The sequence below is a fragment of the Wenzhouxiangella sp. YN1 genome (assembly GCF_056324145.1).
This window is the reverse complement of sequence record NZ_JBJNIO010000038.1, coordinates 1-281: the sequence shown is the minus strand read 5'-3', so window position 1 is coordinate 281 and position 281 is coordinate 1. Positions and strand designations below refer to the sequence as shown.

Annotated in this window: 1 protein-coding gene; it reads right to left on the bottom strand. The window is 64.4% G+C overall.

The annotated features are described in order from the left end of the window. A partial coding sequence (locus tag ACEWQZ_RS00090; protein ID WP_476481037.1) for a helix-turn-helix domain-containing protein occupies window positions 1-228 on the bottom strand: 228 nt, incomplete at its 3' end. Window positions 229-281 lie beyond the last annotated feature (53 nt).

Below are 281 nucleotides of genomic sequence, written 5' to 3'. Positions count from 1 at the left end.
CACCAGCGCGATGAAATGATCCCGCACCGAAGCGGCGATGCGATTGTTGCCGGGCCGGCCACGATGCCTTGAGGCCAGGCCTGCCGCCCCTTCGGCGCGGAAGGCCCGAACCAGCCGCTTGACGTGGCGAACGCTCAGCCTCAGATGAAGCGCCGCCTCACGCTGGATCAGCGTGCCGTCAACCACCTTCCGGATGACACCCACCCGATCCAACTCCCTGTGACTCATGGCAATCGTCTCCCGATCCATGGCCCCGCTCCTTGTCAGAACAAAAAGGGGAC